This is a genomic window from Bacillus sp. FSL H7-0578 (assembly GCF_038630855.1).
Classification (GTDB): domain Bacteria; phylum Bacillota; class Bacilli; order Bacillales; family Bacillaceae; genus Bacillus; species Bacillus safensis.
On record NZ_CP152045.1, the window covers coordinates 1,006,047 to 1,024,228 of the forward strand.

The 18,182-nt window shown below is 40.7% G+C and carries 18 protein-coding genes; 12 read left to right on the top strand and 6 right to left on the bottom strand.

The genetic code is table 11. The features are described from left to right. Positions 1 to 2: 2 nt before the first annotated feature. Together MHB41_RS05055 and MHB41_RS05060 are read left to right on the top strand one after the other, a co-directional pair. Positions 3 to 992, top strand: coding sequence for a lipoate--protein ligase (locus MHB41_RS05055; protein ID WP_098676786.1), 990 nt, complete (start codon positions 3 to 5; stop codon positions 990 to 992). A gap of 172 nt (positions 993 to 1,164) precedes the next feature. Next, positions 1,165 to 2,718, top strand: coding sequence for a fatty acid--CoA ligase family protein (locus MHB41_RS05060; protein ID WP_340899055.1), 1,554 nt, complete (start codon positions 1,165 to 1,167; stop codon positions 2,716 to 2,718). Between the two features lie 77 nt (positions 2,719 to 2,795). Here the strand turns inward: MHB41_RS05060 and MHB41_RS05065 are convergent, their stop codons facing one another. Beyond that, positions 2,796 to 3,203 (bottom strand): hypothetical protein, encoded by a 408-nt coding sequence (locus MHB41_RS05065; RefSeq protein WP_034282188.1) that lies wholly within the window; start codon positions 3,201 to 3,203, stop codon positions 2,796 to 2,798. A gap of 177 nt (positions 3,204 to 3,380) precedes the next feature. Here MHB41_RS05065 and MHB41_RS05070 point away from each other — a divergent pair, with 177 nt between their 5' ends. After that, entirely contained in the window at positions 3,381 to 4,667 is a 1,287-nt protein-coding gene (locus tag MHB41_RS05070; RefSeq protein ID WP_034282187.1) for a M48 family metallopeptidase, read from the top strand. A 45-nt stretch (positions 4,668 to 4,712) separates the two neighbouring features. On the opposite strand, the gene MHB41_RS05075 is transcribed toward MHB41_RS05070, so the two are convergent. The 4 genes from MHB41_RS05075 to MHB41_RS05090 all read right to left on the bottom strand — a co-directional run bounded on the left by MHB41_RS05075 (position 4,713) and on the right by MHB41_RS05090 (position 9,813). Then, on the bottom strand, positions 4,713 to 5,858 hold the full coding sequence (locus MHB41_RS05075) for a S8 family serine peptidase (RefSeq protein ID WP_342502608.1): 1,146 nt from the start codon (positions 5,856 to 5,858) through the stop codon (positions 4,713 to 4,715). A 387-nt stretch (positions 5,859 to 6,245) separates the two neighbouring features. Then, positions 6,246 to 6,830, bottom strand: coding sequence for a histidine phosphatase family protein (locus tag MHB41_RS05080; RefSeq protein WP_024426547.1), 585 nt, complete (start codon positions 6,828 to 6,830; stop codon positions 6,246 to 6,248). A gap of 61 nt (positions 6,831 to 6,891) precedes the next feature. Next, a complete protein-coding gene (locus tag MHB41_RS05085; protein WP_024426546.1) occupies positions 6,892 to 8,187 on the bottom strand; it encodes a globin-coupled sensor protein in 1,296 nt (431 codons plus the stop codon). Positions 8,188 to 8,280: 93 nt separating this feature from the next. Beyond that, on the bottom strand, positions 8,281 to 9,813 hold the full coding sequence (locus tag MHB41_RS05090) for an FAD-dependent oxidoreductase (RefSeq protein ID WP_041117038.1): 1,533 nt from the start codon (positions 9,811 to 9,813) through the stop codon (positions 8,281 to 8,283). Between the two features lie 141 nt (positions 9,814 to 9,954). Between MHB41_RS05090 and MHB41_RS05095 the strand changes: the two genes are divergently transcribed. Further along, entirely contained in the window at positions 9,955 to 10,815 is an 861-nt protein-coding gene (locus tag MHB41_RS05095) for an SDR family oxidoreductase (RefSeq protein WP_034282185.1), read from the top strand. 56 nt (positions 10,816 to 10,871) lie between these two features. Here the strand turns inward: MHB41_RS05095 and MHB41_RS05100 are convergent, their stop codons facing one another. Beyond that, positions 10,872 to 11,108, bottom strand: a complete 237-nt coding sequence (locus MHB41_RS05100) for an IDEAL domain-containing protein (RefSeq protein ID WP_008348804.1) — start codon at positions 11,106 to 11,108, stop codon at positions 10,872 to 10,874. 289 nt (positions 11,109 to 11,397) lie between these two features. On the opposite strand from MHB41_RS05100, the gene MHB41_RS05105 reads away from it, so the two are divergent. From MHB41_RS05105 to MHB41_RS05140, 8 genes are all read left to right on the top strand, one after another. Beyond that, positions 11,398 to 11,976: a competence protein ComK gene (locus MHB41_RS05105; protein WP_041117040.1), complete on the top strand. Its 579-nt coding sequence runs from the start codon at positions 11,398 to 11,400 to the stop codon at positions 11,974 to 11,976. Positions 11,977 to 12,274: 298 nt separating this feature from the next. Then, positions 12,275 to 12,757 carry a hypothetical protein gene (locus MHB41_RS05110; protein ID WP_070325675.1) on the top strand — a complete coding sequence of 161 codons (483 nt, stop codon included), beginning with the start codon at positions 12,275 to 12,277 and terminating at the stop codon, positions 12,755 to 12,757. 282 nt (positions 12,758 to 13,039) lie between these two features. After that, on the top strand, positions 13,040 to 13,315 hold the full coding sequence (locus MHB41_RS05115; RefSeq protein ID WP_340900249.1) for a barstar family protein: 276 nt from the start codon (positions 13,040 to 13,042) through the stop codon (positions 13,313 to 13,315). A 160-nt stretch (positions 13,316 to 13,475) separates the two neighbouring features. Further along, positions 13,476 to 14,426: an ABC transporter permease gene (locus MHB41_RS05120; protein WP_041117046.1), complete on the top strand. Its 951-nt coding sequence runs from the start codon at positions 13,476 to 13,478 to the stop codon at positions 14,424 to 14,426. Next, the gene (locus tag MHB41_RS05125) at positions 14,419 to 15,369 is read left to right on the top strand and encodes an iron chelate uptake ABC transporter family permease subunit (RefSeq protein ID WP_340899050.1); all 951 of its coding nucleotides are present in this window, start codon (positions 14,419 to 14,421) and stop codon (positions 15,367 to 15,369) included. Before MHB41_RS05120 ends, MHB41_RS05125 begins: the two co-directional genes overlap by 8 nt. Next, on the top strand, positions 15,360 to 16,118 hold the full coding sequence (locus MHB41_RS05130; protein ID WP_041110022.1) for an ATP-binding cassette domain-containing protein: 759 nt from the start codon (positions 15,360 to 15,362) through the stop codon (positions 16,116 to 16,118). The genes MHB41_RS05125 and MHB41_RS05130 overlap by 10 nt, the downstream gene beginning before the upstream one ends. 22 nt (positions 16,119 to 16,140) lie before the next feature. Beyond that, on the top strand, positions 16,141 to 17,085 hold the full coding sequence (locus MHB41_RS05135) for a siderophore ABC transporter substrate-binding protein (protein ID WP_340899048.1): 945 nt from the start codon (positions 16,141 to 16,143) through the stop codon (positions 17,083 to 17,085). 138 nt (positions 17,086 to 17,223) lie between these two features. Next, positions 17,224 to 18,177 (top strand): LCP family protein, encoded by a 954-nt coding sequence (locus MHB41_RS05140; protein WP_034282168.1) that lies wholly within the window; start codon positions 17,224 to 17,226, stop codon positions 18,175 to 18,177. Positions 18,178 to 18,182: the final 5 nt, after the last annotated feature.

An 18,182-nucleotide genomic window follows, 5' to 3' on the forward strand; every position in this document is an offset into this window, starting at 1 on the left:
AGATGCTGTTTATCGATAACGAACAACATTATGATCCAATGATTAATTTGGCAATTGAAGAATATTGCTTAAAATATTTAGATCCAGAAGAAACATATTTGCTGTTTTACATCAATCAGCCGTCGATCATTATTGGAAAGAACCAAAATACAATAGAAGAAATCAACACAAAGTATGTGGAAGACAATGGAATCAAAGTCGTGCGCCGCTTATCCGGCGGTGGTGCAGTTTACCATGACAAAGGGAACTTAAACTTCAGCTTTATCACAAAAGATGATGGAGACAGCTTTCATAACTTTAAAAAGTTCACAGAGCCAGTTATCAAAGCGCTTGAAAAGCTAGGCGTTAAAGCTGAATTGAGCGGCAGAAATGACATCATGGCAGATGGACGTAAAATTTCTGGAAATGCCCAGTTCGCAACAAGAGGACGTATTTTCAGCCATGGCACACTGCTATTTGATTCAGAAATTGAACATGTCGTTTCGGCTTTAAATGTGAAAAAAGAAAAAATTGAATCAAAAGGCATCAAATCGATTAGAAGCAGGGTTGCCAATATCAGTGAACTGATGGATCAAAAAATGACAACAGAAGAATTTAGAAAAATTCTTTTAAGCTACATTTTTGATACAAATGGGGACGTGCCTCAATATCGCCTGACTGAAAAGGATTGGGAAAAGATTCACGAAATTTCTCGAGATCGCTATCAAAAATGGGAATGGAACTACGGCCGTTCACCGAAATTTAATTTGCAGCATTCTAAGAGATTCCCTGCAGGCTCCATTGATTTGCGATTAGAAGTGAAAAAAGGGATGATCCAGGATTGCAAAATCTTTGGTGATTTCTTTGGCGTAGGGGATATTGCCGATATTGAGAAGCGGCTCATTGGCCAGCAATATGATCGTAAAACGATCAGTGACGTCTTAGAAAATATGGACATGCGTCACTATTTCGGCAACGTATCAAAAGAGGATTTTCTTGATTTGATTTATTAATCGCGGGAAAGCACTGCTAGGCATAGCAGTGCTTTTTTGATTGAAGGAAATGAAAGCGATTTACATTTGATCTTGTGGATTTTTTCGATTGTCTATTATAATAGAAAGGAGGAATGTTCGGCCATAAAATGAATGGTCATTCATTCATTGATGACATGTAAGGGGTGGGAGAATGGATTTGATCAAAAATCTTCAGCAGACGGCGATGACGAAGGGAGAAAATATCGCACTGATCTTTGAAGGAAAGGAGTGGACCTATCGAGAGCTGATGACAAGTATCGAGCGTTTTGCAGATGGATTAGTGAGCGAAGGGTTTCAAGCTGGGGATCATATCGCGCTTATTTTGGGAAATTCACCGCATTTTGTCATTTCTTTTTTTGGCGCATTAAAGGCAGGGCTTGTCGTTGTACCTATTAACCCAACATACACACCTAGTGAAATTGGATATATGCTCATCACAGGCGATGTGAAAGGTATTGTGGCGCCTGAACAGCTTCTGCCAGTTTATGAGCAGGTGTATGAGCAGCTTCCGTCCATTGAAAGAGTCATTATTTGTGCAGAAAATGAATCGGCGTGCAGATCAAGCTTCAAGGAAGTATCTGATCGACTTGTTTTCTTTGGAAAGCTTGTGACAGGTGCTACGAATGAAAACGTACATCCTTCCATTCAGCCAGATGATACTGCTGTTATTTTATTTACATCTGGCACGACAGGAAAACCAAAAGGTGCCATGCTGACTCATTTCAACCTTTATTCAAATGCCAGAGATGTCGCTGAGTATTTATCAATTGATAAAAAGGACAAGGTTATTGCCGCTTTGCCAATGTTCCATGTATTTTGTTTAACAGTCTGTATGAATGCGCCGTTGATTCATGGTGCGAAGATTTATGTCTTGCCGCATTTCAGCCCGTCAGAGCTTTTGCGCATGATGGAAAAAGAGAAGCCAACGCTATTTGTTGGAGTGCCCACCATGTATAACTATTTGTACCGACAGGAGGGACATGAGGAAGCGATGTCATCCGTGAGGATCTGTATATCAGGTGGTGCCTCAATGCCTGTTGCCTTACTGCATGGCTTTGAGGAAAAATTCGGTGTTACGGTCCTTGAGGGCTATGGGCTATCAGAGGCATCTCCAGTGACTGCATTCAATCCTCTTGACGGAAAAAGAAAACCAGGTTCTGTCGGGACTGACATTATGAATGTGAAGAATAAAATTGTGAATGAACTAGGAGAAGAAGTCGGTCCAAATGAAGTCGGAGAGCTGATAGCAAAAGGGCCAAACATCATGAAAGGCTATTATCAAATGCCAGAAGATACAGAAGCTGCACTAAGAGACGGCTGGCTGTATACTGGCGATTTGGCGAGAAGAGATGAAGAAGGATATATTTATATTGTCGATCGGAAAAAGGATATGATTCTTGTTGGCGGTTATAATGTTTATCCAAGAGAAGTAGAAGAAGTACTCTATCAACATGAAGCTGTAGCAGAAGCCGTCGTCATCGGTGTGCCAGACCCAAACACAGGAGAGGCAGTCGTCTGTTACATTTCCCCTAAGAAACATGCTCACATTAATCAAGAAGACATCATCACACATTGTTCACGCTATTTAGCAAAATATAAGCAGCCCCAAACGATCCATTTCATAGATGATATTCCTAAAAACACAACAGGTAAAATTTTAAGAAGAGCGCTAAGAGAAAAGTATCAAGCAGAAGAAAGTAAATAAAAAAAAGGGAGTCTCTGATGAGGAGACTCCCTTACAAATCCCCGCAATTCAAGGTTTTCTCTCAAAGACATTTTATTTTAGCTCTTTTGAATGGCTTCTTTTAACTGTCTCTGAAAAGAATTCGACTGTTTTTGATTCAGTTCATAAAACGTTCCATCAACTAAAAAAACGACCTGTGATCGGTTGGTCCAAAGCTGGAAGGTGGTGCCGTTTGTTCGTCCGAACATCACCTTGGCGATATAATCAGGCTTTTTTAAATTTTTCTTGAGATGATTGCTTGTTTGTTTGCCTTTATTTAATTCTTCAATTAAATCTTCTGCTGTGTCCTTATCATCTATTTCATAAGAGATTGATTCATTCGCAGGTGAGAGCAGCAATTTTTCTGCTCGATTCTCATCAAAGATTTCGCTCGTCCGGCTGAACACATAAAAGAAAGTGATTAATAAAAGTCCAAAAATCACAACTCCTGCAAGGATTTTCTTCATTTTGATCCTCCAACTTACTGTTTTACATGTAGCTTCTCCGATTTTTGAGCCGCATAATCATTTTTTTCGCGAAAGCTTTTTCAGATGGGGCATGCTATGATGGAGCCACATGAGACAGGTTCTAAACGAAAAAATGCGCGACTAGAATAGAGAGAGGGATGGAAGGGAGGCTGACCTGTGCGAGTACGTAAATGGATAGCTCTTGTAACGGTAGCATACATATTGTACGGTCTTTTTATTTATTCGTATTTGTTTCTAATGGGGGATTCATCGGTACCTGAAAGTATAAAAGAGACAAGTGCAGATCCGCATACTTTTATGACAAGCCATGAGCTTGTGATCAGTGAGAATTTCTCGAACATACGGAACCTGCTGTATTTCATAACCATCCCATTAGATTGGTATGTCTTTTTTCTTTTGCTCATTTCAGGGTTTTCACGGAAAATAGCAGACTGGAGCTTGGCAGCAGCCCGTTTCAAGTTTTTAAGCAAACTTGTGTATGTGTTTGTGCTGTCACTTTTAACAATGATCATTTCATTCCCAATTAAATGGATTGGCTATCAGCTGTCTTTACACTACGGAGTATCTTCACAAAGTACGGCAAGCTGGTTGAAAGATCAAACACTGGATTTTTGGATTCAATATCCGCTCCTTGCCCTTTGTGCTATTGTGTTCTTTTGGCTGATTCAAAAGAGAAGAAAGCGCTGGTGGCTGTATGCGTGGTGTTTGACAGTCCCAGTTACGCTGTTTCTCTTCTTTATACAGCCGGTCGTCATTGATCCGTTATATAACAATTTTTATCCACTAAAGGATCAAGCCCTAGAGAAGAAGATATTAACGCTGGCAGACAAAGCGCATATTCCGGCAGATCATGTATACGAGGTCAATATGTCTGAAAAAACGAATACGATGAACGCTTATGTCACAGGAATAGGTGAAAATAAGCGTATTGTCTTATGGGACACAACACTGCAAAAGCTGAAAGACCGAGAAATTTTATTTATCATGGCGCATGAAATGGGACATTACGTCATGAAACATGTCTATATTGGGTTAGCAGGATACTTAGTGCTGTCACTGGCCGGATTTTTTGTAATCGACCGTCTTTATTTTTATCTTTATCAAAAAGGAGCAGCCTCATTTCGACTCAAGGTGTCTAACGACATCGCTGCTCTTCCGCTTCTTTTAATCATCGTATCCATGCTGTCATTTGCAGCTTCACCTTTTACAAATGCAGTGTCAAGGCATCAAGAACGGGCAGCCGACGAATATGCGGTGAACATGACAAAAGACGGGAATGCAGGCGTAACGTCTTTTCAAAAGCTTGCAAAATCAGGGCTCTCCCAGGTGAATCCACCATTTCTAGTGAAGATTTTCCGCTATGGACACCCGACCATGATGGAAAGAATTATGGATATGGAAAAAGCAGCGGAAAAAGAGAAAACGCCGAAAAAGCAGGAATAAATAAAATCCGGCTGGATCAGCCGGATTTTTATTATCACATTTGGATTAGTTAGAAGCCGCTTGAACGTTGATTAACCCTTTTCCGTAATAGAATGAGTCACCAAGCGGTGTTGCCGTGTTTTCTAAGCGCTGGCGAACCTGAGAAGTTGATAGATTCGGATACTTAGAAAGGATAAGCGCTGCTGCTCCTGCTACATGAGGAGACGCCATAGATGTTCCAGTATAAGAAGTGTATCCACTGCTTGGCACTGTACTTAAAATAGAAGTACCAGGTGCAGAAACATCTAATTCAGGACCTGCGCTAGAAGATGAGTTTCTGACATTGTTACTGTTTACATTGGCAACAGCAATTGTAGAATCGTATTTTGCTGGATAGCCAACGGTGCTAGTAGAGCCAAATGAACCTGAATTTCCTGCTGCGGCAACGACAACTACTCCGCGGTTATTCGCTGTGTCAACAGCATTTTTAAGCGCTGTGGAGCCGTTTGGTCCGCCTAAGCTCATATTGATGACATCCATGTTATTCGCTACAGCCCATTCAATACCGCTAATAATCCAGCTGTATTGTCCGTCGCCATTACGGTCTAATACTTTCACAGCATATAGGGAAGCGCTTGGAGCGACCCCAAGAACACCAATTGTGTTATCAAGGGCAGCAATGGTTCCAGCTACGTGAGTTCCATGTGATTGAAAGTCTTGGGTGGCATTTGGCTCTGAAGGGACGAAGCTCGCACCGCCTGCAACATTTAAGTCAGGGTGTGCAGCGTGGATTCCAGTATCAAGGACAGCTACTTTGACATTAGCACCTTTATAACCTTGAGCGTGTACAGCTGGAGCTTTGATTTGAGGGATTCCATAAGGGACGGTTTGTGCATATGCTTCTGCTTTATGGTCTTCTTCTACGTAAGCAATGCTAGGGTCATGTTCAAGTTTCTTGGCGGCTTGTTCGGACATTTTCACTTGTGCAGCATTAATGAGGCGGTATTGTTTTTCTAGTTTTCCACCATTTTGAACGACAACTTGTTTCTTAGAGCTGTTTGTGGTGGCAGAGGCTTTAAAACCAACAATATAGCTTTTTTCACTATCTGTTTTGGAGACCGTTTCGGCATTTGCCATGGATCCTCCAAACCCTGCTGAAAACAGAAGAGGGACAGCCAATAAAACACTTGTCATCACATTTTTCTTTTTCACGCACATTCCACATCCCTTTTTTCTTATTTCAGAATAATCATCCGTAGTCTATAAGAATGAACCGTTTGATTATTCTGTATATTCAGTTTAAGGGAAGTAGGCAAATAAGAGTAGACCCGAATTTTTGTGAAAGTCCTAGCGAAAATTGGGGAATTAAGTCACTTGGAACTGGTGGTAAAATATGTTTATTCTATCATTTCAGCGATGTTCTATTAAAAAGGGAGTGTGCTTTTTTTCTCATGATCCATTTCCGGTTAAATATTCGATACCCGAAAAGCCATAAAATAGGTAGAATCGTCTAGCATCTATTTCGAATTTCGATATAAAAAAATATTATTTTATCATTGTTTTTGCCATAAAAAAGAACCTGCTCAGATAACAGGCTCTTTAAGAAGGGGCGGATTGAGTTAAATGGCTGACCACGTTGTAATCACGGACCTTCCATTTACCATCTGACCATTCCACATAATTTAAGCAAGCATTAACAAGTCTCGTGTTCTGTAGACCCATATGTTCATCTGCCAAAGTGGTGAGTAAAGCATGGATAGCAGCTCCGTGAGCCACGATCAGGACATGTTGATCTGGATAGGCGGCTCTGACTTTCTCAATACCTTCTAGCATTCGGTTTTGAATCGTCTCAATTGGTTCCATATTTGGATACTGTTTATCTGGAAACAGCTTTTGCCGCTCCTCAAACGACATGCCTTCAGCGTCACCATAATCTCGTTCTATAAAATCATCCATGATGACAAGTGGAGCATGGACATGATTTAAAATCAAGTGTGCCGTTTCTTTTGCCCTTGTTAGTGGACTGGAAATGACAACATCCCAATGGACATCCTTTAAGTAAAGTCCAGTTTGTTCAGCCTGCCATTTACCTGTGTCGTTTAAAGGGATATCTGTTCGTCCTTGAATTCGTTTCGCTGCATTCCAATCTGTTTCCCCGTGTCTGACTAGGCAAATTGTTGTCAATCAAATCCCGCCTTTTCTATCTTTTCTTCTATTATACTAAAGCAGAAGAAAAAAGACTGTATTAGCGATTTGTCAGGCTTGTTAAGGATTCGACGGAGCTTGCAACTTGAGACACCGTTTGTTTGACTTCCTTCAATTCGTTAAGGAAAGTCTGAAGGTCAATTTCAATTTTTCCGTTTTGGTTTTTGCTTAAGTTCATGCTGCTGACGATATCGTCGAAGAGTGAATTGATTTGTGTCATTTTTTCTTTACTGTCTGTCACAAGTAAATTCACGTCCGCAATGTGCTGAGAGACAATGGCGATTTGTGAATTGGTATTGTTGACAAGTTCAGATACAGTTGAAACCGTTTTCTTTGTGTCCTCTGATAATTTGCGCACCTCGTTTGCAACGACAGCAAAGCCTTTTCCATGTTCTCCTGCTCGTGCAGATTCGATTGAAGCATTTAAAGATAACAAGTTCGTCTGCTCTGCAATGCCTGTGACAATCCCAAAGATTTGTTCAATTTGTTTGGCGATTTCCTCAAGACGCTTAATTTCTGTTTCAATCTTCGTCATGCTGCCATCAATCTGATTCATTTGTGTTTGCTGAATTTCTAATTCTTTTTTACCGCCGATTGATTTTTCTTCGACCTGTGCTGAAATTTGGGTTCCAGCTTGTGACATGTCCGCCATCTCATCCGATTTTGAGACAAGCTTGTCGACCGCACTTGTTGTGTTTGAGAAGAGCGAAGCAAGCGAATTTGAAGTCTCTGTGATTTTTGTATGAAGCTCCTGCTGCTGCTCTTCTGCTTCATCACGAATTTTAGAATATTCATTTTGGAATGTATCTAGAACAAGCTGCTGCTCTAAATTTAAAATTTTCGTCGTCGCTTTGACCGCTGTCTGATATTCTTTGAAATCTTGGATATGGTTAGCGAATAAATCCATAATTGATAGCAGAAGGTCTTGGAATGCTGCCATGTACCATTTAGGCTGGAGTCCAATCCGTAAATGAACTTGCGCAATTTTAATGCGTTTTGCCACATAGGCTTCGTCAATCACGCCTGCAAACATTTCGCTAATATGAATGCGGAGTGTTTTTTTCAAACGATCGACAGAACTATTGTCTTGAATGATATGCATCAAGGAAGACTCGACTTCTAAATTTTTATAAAACTTATCAACAATATGTGCAATATCATCCTGAACAATTGGATTGAGCTGCTTTAATATCAATAGGTCATGCTGCGTCAGGTCAATCATTTTGATTTGTTTGGCGATGTCCGTATTGTTCGAGAAGTTGATTCGTTTTATCCCATCATCCTGCTGTGTGAAAAAAGCAGTGTTTTTTCTTTTCGGTTCTTTTTTAAATAACAATGTGTTTGTCCCCCCATAATCATCAAAAATATCAGACTTTATGTTTTTTATCGGATAATATTGGATTTTTTAAAGGGGGGGACGAGTGAAATTTTACTGTTCTTTATATGACCTTTTTAGTGGTTTTTTAGCAGGGCCTTCTACTACTTCTCCAGTAATGGAAAAACGTGAACCGTGACACGGACAGTCCCAAGTGCGGTCACTATTATTCCAAGCCACTTCACAGCCTAGGTGAGTACATGTTGTATCGACTAGAAAGACATTCCCATCCTCTGATTTATAGGCGCCGCACTTTTTATGTTCATACGAGATAATGCCGCCCTCACCTGGTTTTAAATCATCGATTGTTTGATCAGTTCGTTTGAATTTACCACTGATCAGCTTGGCAGCGACATTGGCATTTTCTTTAACGAAATCTTTGACGAAAGAGTCAGTAACAGGTCTTGATGGCGTAAAGATTGATTCGTATGGATTCGATTTACCTTCAATTAAATCACCGATAAGAGTGGCAGCGACGTGGCTTGTAGTCATGCCCCATTTTCTAAAGCCGGTTGCTACAAAGATATTCTGGTGGTGTTTGGTCAGGCGGCCAATGTAAGGGATTTGATCCATTGTGACCATATCGTGGGTTGACCAGCGATACAGCACTTCTTCTATTCCGAGGGTGGCATCTCCAAACGTTTCTAGTCCTTCATAGTGAGCGGATTCATCTCCGCCTTGTCCTGTTTTATGGCCTTCTCCTCCGATGAGGACTACTTCTTCTCCGTCCCATTCTGCCGTTCTTAAAGAGTGAGCAGGCTGGTCAATTCCTAGGTACATTCCGTCTGTGAGTGGTTTGGTTGTTTTAGCTGCTACGACATAGGATTGCTCTGGATGAATACGGGTGAAATAAAGTCCTTTTCCATCATAAAAAGGAAAGTGTGAGCATGAAATGACATAGCGCCCTGTCAGATGATATCCGCTTTTTGTGACGACAGCAGGGCGGTTCCCTTCTTTTACATCAACAGCGGTTGTTTGTTCAAAGATACGTACACCTCGCTCTAGGAGCTTGTCGATTAGCGCATTGAGATAATGAAGGGGATGAAACTGTGCCTGATTGGTCATCGCAAGGGCTGCTTTAATATCAGCGTCAAAAGGAAGCTTTGTTTTCCATTCCCGGTCAATACCAAGCTGTTTGTAGGCATCTAATTCCTTCTTTAACTTTTTTACACCGCTTTCTTCCTTTGTATAAAGGTAAGCATCTTTTATCTCTAGCTGACAATCGATGTCGTGCTCTTTGATACGAGCTTGAATGAGGTCTTTTGCTTTCTCATTTGCTTCTACATACAAACGTGCTTTTGGCATCCCAATTTGTTGAATCAGCTCATAATAGTACACATCATGCTGTGAGGTGATTTTAGCCGTTGTGTGTCCGGTCGTGCCTTGCAGCAATTGTTCGGCATCAATGATGATCACATCTAGTCCTCGCTCTGTCATTTCAAACGCCGCAGCGATACCGGTAATACCGCCGCCGACAATGATCACATCTGCTGTGAGATCTTCACTGACAGCAGGAAAAGAATGCTTCTGACTATCCGCCAGCCATAACGATTTTGCCTGTTCCATTCCTTTATGTTCTTGTTCCATGTTGTCGCCTCCAATGATTTGTTGTGTATAATTTTTCCACAATGCTGAAAATCATACATCTGAAAGGAAACAGGGGCGTCATACATAAAAAAGCAGCCAGCACATAAAAATAAACAAGATAAAAGGAAGGAGTGGACTAACGTGTCAACAAAGCAGCCGAAGAAAACATTACCGCCTCAGCACCAAAATGAACGTCCGGGTCTTGAATATAAAATGAACCCTAGACCTGTCTTTGATCGTGAGGTGCAGAATAAAAAGTTAGCAGGAAAAACAGCCATTGTGACAGGTGGAGACAGCGGGATTGGAAGAGCAGTCTCTGTTTTATTTGCGAAGGAAGGTGCCAATGTCGCCATTGTTTACTTAAGTGAACATCGTGATGCCGAGGAGACGAAGGACTATATTGAGAAAGCGGGAGGCCGTGTCATCTTAATTGCAGGTGATTTAGGGGATGAGGCTTTTTCTAATGAGGTCGTCAAAAAAACAAAAGATGCCTTCGGTTCCATTGATATTTTGGTGAATAACGCCGGGGAACAGCATCCACAAAAAAGCATTGAGCAAATTACCTCGCATCAGCTTCTTCGGACGTTTCAAACGAATATTTTTGCCATGTTTTATTTAACAAAGGCTGTTCTTCCTCATTTAAAAAAAGGAAGCAGTATCATTAATACAGCCTCTGTCACCGCCTATAAAGGGCATGAAACATTGATCGATTATTCATCCACAAAAGGGGCGGTCGTCACCTTTACGAGATCATTATCTTTATCGCTCATTAAACAAGGGATTAGAGTGAATGGAGTAGCTCCCGGTCCTATTTGGACACCGCTGATTCCCTCAACCTTTACGGAAAAAGAAGTCTCTGAATTTGGCGGAGATGTCCCAATGGAACGTCCTGGTGAGCCAGTAGAGCTTGCGCCAAGTTATTTATTTTTAGCGAGCGAAGACTCATCTTATATGAATGGACAAATGCTGCATGTGAATGGCGGGACCATTTTAAATGGATAAACAAAAAACTTGCGGTAAAGAGACGAGTTACTGTCTCTCTGCCGCAAGTAAAATCATCATGATTGATGTAAGCAGTGTTCTGCATATTGAGCTGACAAGTCATTGAATCGCTTTTCATCACGCTGATCCAGTGCCTTATCAATCTCTTCTCTTAGGAAGGTTAAGCGCTGTTTATAAAGCGCCTCATCTAAAACCATTTGAATATAGATGTCTAAAATGGTGACGCCGTTTTCTTCGGTTTTTTGGGTGTTGCGGGACTTCATGAGCTCAGCATACGTTTTTTTCTCTTTCATAAAGAATCCCCCCGATGCCTTTTTTATAGTATATGGATTGGCGGAGAAAAAATCAACAAAAATTTATAATTTTTAGACAATTTATTTTTGAGCAGAATCGACACCTCTTGTCCAATCGACAGGATGTGATATATCTTTAAAAATGGCTTTTCGATAGATCGAATGGACTAAAAAATATGATAAAAAGATGATTTTTAATAAATTTTGAAAAAATCCTGTCGTTTCTTATATGTTGGTGATAGATTAATAGTATCTCAAATAACCAAATATTAACACAGGAGGAAATGAAGTGTCAGGAATTAGTGAAACACCTTTAGATTCATACGTCATTAATCAAACAACAATGGCGGTCCTTCCAGTTGAAGAAGGAAAAAGAGTATATTCAAAAGTTATAGAAAGAGAGACAAGCTTTTACGTTGAATTAAAACCCCTGCAAATTATTGAACGCAGCTGCAGATTCTTCGGCTCAAGCTATGCAGGCAGAAAGGCGGGAACATACGAAGTAACAGGAATTTCTCACAAACCCCCAATTGTGATTGACTCATCCAATCATCTGTATTTTTTCCCAACCTATTCATCCAACCGTCCTCAGTGCGGCTGGATCTCCCACAAATACATTCATACCTTCCAAGAATCATCCCTCGGAGACACGGTGGTCACCTTTACAAACGAGCAAGCCGTCAAACTTGATGTCTCATATAAATCATTTGAGAGTCAGGTGCACCGGACAGCATATCTCCGAACGAAATTTCAAGATCGTCTCGATGGAGGTCTTCCGAAGAAACAAGAATTTATGCTGTATCCAAAAGAACAGCAGCTCAATCTCGTATACGATTTTATATTAAGGGAGCTTCGAAACAAATATTAGTCAAAAGCCAGCGGCAGAGCAGCCGCTGGACCTCTTATCCAGCATGAATGAAATGCAAAAAGGCGCCGCTACATCATAAAGAAGAATTCATTGAAACCAAATACGTATGTCTCATCGTCTATTGGTTGTTTGGGAAATGACAGGGAAATGTGAATCCTTAGACATATTTTCATTCATTTATCCATAAATCACAGAAGAGACACGAGCTTGTCTGTTACAATAAAAGAAATCTTATGTGGTAAAGGATGCTTATATTTGACCGATATGAACGAATGGGATAAAGAAATGGAGGCTCTGTATGAAAAAACAATCACATTTGGTGCTGCTATTTATCCTAACTTTGACATTACTAGCAGCCTGTCAGCAAGCAGGTCAGCCGCCTTCAAAGCAAGACACAAAAGAAGCTGCTTATGAACAATGGGTGCAGTCTTATATGGATGAGTTAAATAAAGCATATGAAAATATGACCGGTCAGTTTATCTCAGATGGACATGGAAAGATCCAAACAAATAAAAAATTGACAGAAGCGACGAAAGCATTTGATCGTGTGATTCAAAAAGGGCTTGATCATCAAGAAGTTCCAGCTGCTTACCAAAAGGCCGATCAACAATTAAAGACAGGCCTTGCTTCATTTGAAAAAGGGATCAGTAAGGTGGAAAAGCTCTTGAAGCATCCCGATCAAGAAAAGCTGTTTATTTCCGCTACCCATCATTTTCAGGATGGCTTGCAGCAGACATCCGCATTTATTGAAGAAGTAGGTCAGATTCAGCAATCATCCTAAAAAAGCCTGGAAGTAAACCTTCCAGACTTTTTTAGATGTGAAGGATTTTCTTTAAACGGCGTACGCCCTATTGAATCATGCTTTCGTCCGTACAGGCGAATTCTACCAGTAATCCCTTTCGAAACAATAAGGACTTAATGGATAAATGCCAACGCAAGCTTCTTTTGCTGCCTTTCTCATTTTGTTGATCTCAGGTGTCGGGCAGAAACAAAAGTAAGATGTCCATCTTTCTCTTTCTCTTCCAATTCGTTTAAAATATAGAGAGGAGAGGGGAAGATGAACATGAAAAAAGTGCAGCTTGATGGCGCAGCGTGCAGGTCGCAAGAAGAGCTTCATGACCAGCTAAAAACAGTTTTACACTTTCCTGACTATTATGGGAAAAACCTTGATGCCCTTTGGGACTGTTTGACAGGAGAGGTGACTCTTCCAGTAGAACTGACATGGGTGAATTTTCAAACGAGCAAAGACGCTCTTGGTGATTATGCTGAGAGCTTGCGTCAGTTATTTCAAGAAGCAGAAGAAGAACTGAATGGACAATTTCAATTGAATATTCAATAAGAGAAAAAGCAGCCGCTGCCGCAGGCTGTTTTTTGAGTTTTCGTCTTTTTTATACCGCTATTGAATATTTCACTAGATGTGATAATATATGAACTGTCGCTTAATTGATAATGATAATCATTTATGGCGGATAGAGCTTGATAGAAAGTGAGAAACCTGTATGAAGTTGTATCAATTAAGTTTGTTATTTGTATGTTTGGCATGTATATCTCTGTTTGTCGGTGTACAGGATCTGTCCATTTTAGAACTGTTTCATTTAACAGATGAACAAGTGCACACGTTAGTTTCAAGCCGCCTCCCGCGTCTCGTGAGTATTGTGCTTGCTGGTATGAGCCTTAGTTTATGCGGCTTTATTATGCAAAGCATGACGAGGAATAAATTTGTTTCACCAACCACTGCAGGAACGATGGATTGGGCGAAGCTTGGTATTTTAGCAGCAATGCTTGTTTTTACACATGCGAATCCGCTTATGAAAATGGGGATTGCGTTTCTATTTACTTTAGCTGGGAATCTTCTTTTCTTAAAAATCCTGCGGCATATCAAGGTGAATGATACGATTTATGTACCATTAGTCGGCTTAATGTTTGGGGGGATTGTCAGTTCAATATCTACGTTTATAGCCTATAAATATGATTTGATCCAAAACGTATCCGCATGGCTTCAAGGGGATTTTTCTCTTATTGTCCAAGGGCGTTATGAACTGCTCTATGTGAGCGTTCCACTATTGATCATTGCGTATTTATATGCTGACCGCTTTACAGTGGCAGGCATGGGCGAGAGCTTTGCTGTCAACTTAGGTTTAACGTATAAACGTGTGATGGCAGTTGGTTTGGTGATCGTTTCAATGATTACGTCTGTCACCATTTTAACTGTCGGGATGCTGCCATTCCTTGGATTAATCATTCCGAATATTGTTTCGATCTACCGCGGCGATCACTTGAAAAAAAGCCTCCCGCATACAGCTTTACTAGGAGCTATTTTTGTTCTGATTTGTGATGTGCTCGGAAGGGTGATCATTTATCCATATGAAATATCAGTTGGGCTCATGGTAGGCATCATCGGGAGTGCGATCTTCCTGTACATGTTATTAAGGAGGAAACGCTATGCATAAGAAACGTATATTATGTCTGATTGCAGCCATTGCAGCCGTGTTGATCGTAATTTTTATTACCTTTCAAATGGGGTACTGGCCGTACACAGTCCCAAGCCGTTTAAAGAAAGTGCTTGCGATGACATTAACGGGAGGCGCGATTGCCTTTTCATCTGTTGTCTTTCAAACTTTGACCAACAATCGAATCTTAACGCCGAGCATATTGGGCTTAGACGCACTGTACTTGTTTTTGCAAACAGCGATTATTTATGTGTTTGGGTCGACTAATTTAATGATCGTCAATAAGAATCTTAATTTTTTCCTTTGCGTTGGGCTGATGATTCTATTTTCTGTACTGCTGTATACATTCATGTTCAAACGCAAAAATAAACACATTTTCTTACTTCTGCTTGTTGGAATTGTGTTTGGGACATTGTTCAAAAGTCTTTCTTCGTTTATGGAAATGCTGATCGATCCGAATGAATATCAGGTCGTACAGGATAAATCCTTTGCAAGCTTTAATCACATGAACACGGACATCTTACTGATTGCTTCTGTTTTATTTGCGGCGCTGTGTGTTTACATTTGGACATTCCGCTCCAAATTAGATGTCATGTCTCTTGGCAAGGAACATGCGGTGAATCTAGGCATTGACTATGACAGCATCACAAAAAAGATGCTGATCGTGATAGCTGTCCTTGTGTCTATCGCAACGGCACTTGTCGGACCAATTACGTTCCTCGGCTTACTTGCCGTAAACGTCGCACGAGAGCTTTTTCGGACATACCGGCATACATACTTGCTATTAGGCTCTTTTTTTATCAGCGTGATTGCCCTTGTAGGCGGGGAATTTCTTGTAGAAAAGGTATTTACTTTTCAAACGCCGCTTAGTGTGTTGATTGATTTAGTCGGCGGACTGTATTTTATTTATTTACTGTTAAAGGAGAGTCGTTCATGGTCTTGATGAAGGGCGTCAGTAAGGCGTATAACGGAAAAACAGTGCTTCACGACACAACGATCAGTGTGAAAAAGGGACAGCTGACGTCTCTCATTGGTCCGAATGGTGCGGGGAAAAGCACGCTTTTATCCATCATGAGCCGGCTGATTCAGCCAGACTCAGGTGCAGCTTATTTAGAAGACAAGCCATATAGTGCATACCCTCCGCAGGAACTTGCAAAGAAAATGAGTATTTTAAAGCAGGCCAATCATATGAATGTGCGGCTGACCGTTCGGGAGCTTGTCAGCTTTGGCCGTTTCCCTTACTCGCAGGGTCATCTGACAAAAGAGGATGAGAAGATGATTGATGTGTCCCTCCAATACATGAAGCTTGCCGATATCCAGCATCAATATGTAGATGAACTGAGCGGTGGACAAAGACAAAGAGCTTTTATTGCAATGGTGCTGGCGCAGGATACAGATTATATTTTCTTAGATGAGCCTTTAAACAATTTGGATATGAATCATTCTGTTGAGATGATGAAGCTCTTTCAGCAGCTCGTCAAAGATCTTGGGAAAACAATTGTTGTGGTTCTTCATGATATTAACTTTGCCTCTGTGTATTCCGATCATATCGTCGCCTTAAAAGATGGACAGGTCATTAAAGAAGGTGGAGTGGACGACGTGATTCAAACAGAAGCACTTGAACAAATTTATGACATGCGCATACCGATTGAAGTTATTCGTGGTGAGCGCATTTGCTTATATTTTTCTTAAAAAAATGAAGAGGTGATTACGTATGAAAAAATGGACTTGGATGATGACTATATTAATAGCAATCGTGGTACTCGCTGCCTGCGGGAACCAAGGAAAAACTGAAGGCACAAAAGGGGAAACCGTCACGGTAAAAGACATGCTGAATAAAGATGGTGTAAAGATCAAGAAAAACCCGAAAAAAGTGGTCGTGTTTGATATGGGAAGTCTTGATACGTTAGACAAACTAGGTGTGAATGTAACAGCTTTACCGAAACAAGTGGTGCCTAAATATTTATCAAAATATGAAGGAGACAAATATGAAAATGTCGGCGGATTAAAAGAGCCGAACTTTGAAAAAATTGCAGAAATTAAGCCGGATTTAATCATTATCCAGCACCGTCAAGCAGATGCATTCGATGAATTTTCTAATATTGCCCCTACGATTTATATGGATGTAGACAATGCCAATTATATGGAATCATTTAAAAAGAATGCCAAAACTTTAGGCAAGGTTTTTGATAAAGAAGACAAAGTTAAAGAAGAACTTGCAGCCATTGATCAAAAAGTGGATGCTTTAAAGAAAGAAGCAAAAGAGTTAAAGAAAAATGGGCTGGTGATCATGGCGAACGACAGCAAAATGACAGCGTTCGGACCTAAGTCAAGATACGGTCTCATCCACGATGTGTTTGGTATCACACCGGCAGATCAAAAGCTTGAGCCATCTGATAAACACGGTCAAAGCATTTCGTATGAATACATGGTCAAAACGAACCCAGACTATCTATTTGTCGTTGATCGAGGCGCAGCGATTGGAGAAGAAACGTCTGCGAAACAGCTTGTTGAGAATGATTATGTGAAATCAGTCAAAGCGGTCAAAAACAACCATGTGGTGTATTTGAACTCTGACATGTGGTATCTATCCGGCGGCGGGCTTGAATCATTATCTGCCATGATTGGTGAAGTAAAACAAGGTATTAGCCAAAAATAATGAACGAAAGCTGCTCATCTTGAGCGGCTTTTTTATTGTGGATTCATAAAAATATGTTGCGTGCAGGAAACTTTCATCAAAATATGTTATAGTGGAACCTACATTGATAGACTAAGATAGAGTGAGGGTTCGGAAAGGATGAAGGAAAAAAGATCAAAAAGAAGACTAAGACCTTGGGTAAAAGCCGTGCTGTTTATCATGGCATTTGTCATGGTGATGGCAGTGTCCGTGACTGGATACGCATACTATAAAATTTCAAAAGCGTCGAATAAGGCGCAAGTATCATTAGAAAGAGGAGACACCTCGCAAAAGCGTGTGAAAGCTTTTGATCCAGGAAAGGACAGCTTTTCGGTGCTGCTGCTTGGAATTGACAGCCGTCCAGGTGAAACGGTAGATGAAGCAAGAAGTGATGCGGTCTTACTGGCGGCGGTGAACCGAACAGACAAAACCATTAAGCTTCTCAGTATTCCTCGTGATTCTTATGTAGATATACCGGGAAGAGGATATGATAAAATTGCTCACGCCCATGCGTTTGGGAGTGCAGATTTGTCAGTCAAAACGGTCGAAAATTTGTTGAACATTCCTGTAGACTATGTGATTTCAGGGAATTTTAAGGCGTTTCAAGACATTGTGGATGAGCTAAATGGAATTGACGTAACGATTGAAGATGAAAGCATCGCAAAACAGATGGAAAAGGATTCAAAGGGAAAAGTTCAAGTGCAAACAGGCACTCATAGACTGAATGGCGAAGAAGCTTTGGCCTTCGTGAGAACGAGAAAGGCTGATAGTGATCTCATGCGCGGAAAGCGCCAAATGGAAGCACTTCAAGCCATCTTTGAAAAATCTAAATCGATTTCTTCGATCCCGTCATACGACAACATCATTGATACGCTTGGTGATAATGTCTCAACCAACCTTTCCATGAAACAGTTCATCGGTCTTTTTCCATTACTGAGCTCATTGAAATCAGTGGATACGATTCAGCTAAAGGGCCATGATTATCAGCCTGGGAATGTGTATTACTTTGAGTTAGATGGACCAGGATTAGAAGAAGTTAGAACAGAGCTGAGAAAACAGCTTGAATTATCATAAATAAG

Coding starts and splice junctions, on each gene's coding strand:
- MHB41_RS05140 (WP_034282168.1), top strand. CDS start 17,224: ATGAAGGAAAAAAGATCAAAAAGAAGACTAAGACCTTGGGTAAAAGCC.
- MHB41_RS05100 (WP_008348804.1), bottom strand. CDS start 11,108: ATGAAAGAGAAAAAAACGTATGCTGAGCTCATGAAGTCCCGCAACACC.
- MHB41_RS05090 (WP_041117038.1), bottom strand. CDS start 9,813: ATGGAACAAGAACATAAAGGAATGGAACAGGCAAAATCGTTATGGCTG.
- MHB41_RS05110 (WP_070325675.1), top strand. CDS start 12,275: ATGAAAAAACAATCACATTTGGTGCTGCTATTTATCCTAACTTTGACA.
- MHB41_RS05130 (WP_041110022.1), top strand. CDS start 15,360: ATGGTCTTGATGAAGGGCGTCAGTAAGGCGTATAACGGAAAAACAGTG.
- MHB41_RS05120 (WP_041117046.1), top strand. CDS start 13,476: ATGAAGTTGTATCAATTAAGTTTGTTATTTGTATGTTTGGCATGTATA.
- MHB41_RS05115 (WP_340900249.1), top strand. CDS start 13,040: ATGAAAAAAGTGCAGCTTGATGGCGCAGCGTGCAGGTCGCAAGAAGAG.
- MHB41_RS05065 (WP_034282188.1), bottom strand. CDS start 3,203: ATGAAGAAAATCCTTGCAGGAGTTGTGATTTTTGGACTTTTATTAATC.
- MHB41_RS05060 (WP_340899055.1), top strand. CDS start 1,165: ATGGATTTGATCAAAAATCTTCAGCAGACGGCGATGACGAAGGGAGAA.
- MHB41_RS05055 (WP_098676786.1), top strand. CDS start 3: ATGCTGTTTATCGATAACGAACAACATTATGATCCAATGATTAATTTG.
- MHB41_RS05135 (WP_340899048.1), top strand. CDS start 16,141: ATGAAAAAATGGACTTGGATGATGACTATATTAATAGCAATCGTGGTA.
- MHB41_RS05125 (WP_340899050.1), top strand. CDS start 14,419: ATGCATAAGAAACGTATATTATGTCTGATTGCAGCCATTGCAGCCGTG.